General features: G+C 63.6%; 1 protein-coding gene and 2 pseudogenes. 2 read left to right on the top strand and 1 reads right to left on the bottom strand.

The annotated features are described in order from the left end of the window. Positions 1 to 9 precede the first annotated feature (9 nt). Positions 10 to 615, top strand: a pseudogene (locus EN939_RS31710) (sensor histidine kinase); the annotation flags it as partial. 26 nt (positions 616 to 641) lie between these two features. Here the strand turns inward: EN939_RS31710 and map are convergent. Next, positions 642 to 1,469: a type I methionyl aminopeptidase gene (map, locus tag EN939_RS31705; RefSeq protein ID WP_127271537.1), complete on the bottom strand. Its 828-nt coding sequence runs from the start codon at positions 1,467 to 1,469 to the stop codon at positions 642 to 644. Positions 1,470 to 1,669: 200 nt separating this feature from the next. Between map and EN939_RS31700 the strand changes: the two are divergent. Further along, positions 1,670 to 2,048: pseudogene (locus EN939_RS31700) on the top strand (hypothetical protein); the annotation flags it as partial.

Below are 2,048 nucleotides of genomic sequence, written 5' to 3'. Positions count from 1 at the left end.
TGACTGACGCTGCGCACGCCGTTGACGCGGCTGCGGCTTCGCGCCGAGCGTATGGATGATGGACCCATCCGAACCGCAATCCTGTCCGATGTCCAGCACATCGAAATCTTGATCGACGAGACCCTGACCTATCTGCGCAACGATGTTTCGACGGAGAAGCTGCAGCTCGCCGACATTGCCAGCGTTCTGCAAACCGTCTGCGCCGAGTTCTCCGATGTCGGATTTCCTGTCTCATATTCCGGGCCGGACCGGCTCCTGGGCTGGTGCAAGCCCAATGCATTGGCGCGTGCGATCGCCAATCTCTGCGACAACGGGGTCAAATTCGCTGGCAATGTCACGGTCGCCTTGACAGCGACCGGCACGGCGGCGCGCATCACGGTAGGGGACGACGGGCCGGGTATTCCGATGACGGCACGCGCCCGTGTTTTCGAACCATTCTTCAAGGAAGACGCGTCGCGTGGCATTGCATCGAAGCATGGCTTCGGTCTGGGCCTGTCGATCGTTGCCGACATCGTCCAGGGTCACGGCGGCAGGATCGAATTGGAGGACAACCAGCCCAGCGGACTGGTCGTCACCATCGACCTGCCGAATGCCGCTGGCGTGCAGTCGGCATAGACGGCCTCCTGCCGGGCAGACGCGCTCTAAGCCGGCAGGCCGGGGCGATCGAGCTTTTTGGGCGACAGCGTGAAAATCTCGCACCCTGTGTCGGTCACGCCGATCGTGTGCTCGTACTGCGCCGACAGCGAGCGGTCGCGCGTCACCGCAGTCCAGCCGTCCGACAGAACCTTCACATGCGGCCTGCCCAGATTGATCATCGGCTCGATGGTGAAGATCATGCCTGGCCGCATCTCGACGCCTTCATTGGCGCTGCCGTAATGCAGGATGTTCGGCGCGTCATGGAACAACTGGCCGACGCCGTGGCCGCAGAAGTCGCGCACCACCGAGCAGCGCTCGCCTTCGGCAAAGGTCTGGATGGCGGCGCCGATGGCGCCGGTGCGGGCGCCCGGCCTGACCGCTGCAATGCCGCGCATCAGGCATTCATGCGTGACTTCGAGCAGGCGCTCGGCGGCGCGCTTGATCGTGCCGACCGGATACATGCGCGAAGAATCGCCGTGACAGCCGTCGAGGATGTAGGTGACGTCGATGTTGACGATGTCGCCATCCTTGAGCGGCTTGTTGTCGGGAATGCCATGGCAGACGACATGGTTGATCGAGGTGCAGGACGATTTCGTGTAGCCGCGATAGTTGAGCGTCGCCGGCAGCGCGCCGTGGTCCATGCCGAATTCGAAGACGAAGCGGTCTATTGCTTCGGTGGTGACGCCGGGCTGGACCATCGGCACCAGCTCGTCGAGGCAGCGTGCGGTGAGATCGCATGCCTTGCGCATGCCGGCAAAGCCGTCCTCGCCATAGAGGCGGATCTGGCCGGTATTTCTGAGCGGGGCCGTGGCAGCGTCGAGATAGGTGACCATTTTGTCCGTGTAGCGGGTAGGGCTCTGCAGGAGAGCCAGCGTGAAAATTTCCCCAGATTTGGCACTTGAGGGCAAAAGGTTCAAGGAAGAACTGTCTGATGCGGCCGCGCGCTTCCCGATATTTGCCTCGCAAGGGCGATGTCTTGCCGGTTTTTGCCCGGTTTGCTTCCCTTTCTGGCCATGGTGCGTTAGGGCGGGTGATGTTTTCGAGATCGCGTCCCTTCGCGGCGGCCAGGCAAACCGGATGGCCTGAAGCGCCGCTGACGGCAGCGTGCTCATGCCTGATGGGCATGGTGCTGCTCGCGATGCTGTGCTTCGGCCTGCCGGTGGCGTCAGGCTTTGCGGGGTCTGCGCCAAGCGGTGTCAGCGTCGGTGTCGAGCGGTCGGGCGAAGTGGCGGCGCTGCTGCGTGTCACCGGCAAGGCGCAAGCGCTGGAGGTTCGTGCCGGCCGTCCGGTCCTGGTCAAGTTCGCCGGCGGCCACCCCGCGCTTCCGGTCCCCGACGCTGTTTTTCTTTGGGCCGAACGGCCATCGCAAAGAGCGATGGTTTCGGGATATGGGGCCGCCTCGGTTCCCGGGG

The sequence above is a fragment of the Mesorhizobium sp. M7A.F.Ca.CA.002.05.1.1 genome (assembly GCF_003998335.1).
GTDB lineage: Bacteria > Pseudomonadota > Alphaproteobacteria > Rhizobiales > Rhizobiaceae > Mesorhizobium.
Note: the sequence above shows the minus strand (reverse complement) of the source record. Positions and strands in the feature narration are given on the sequence as shown.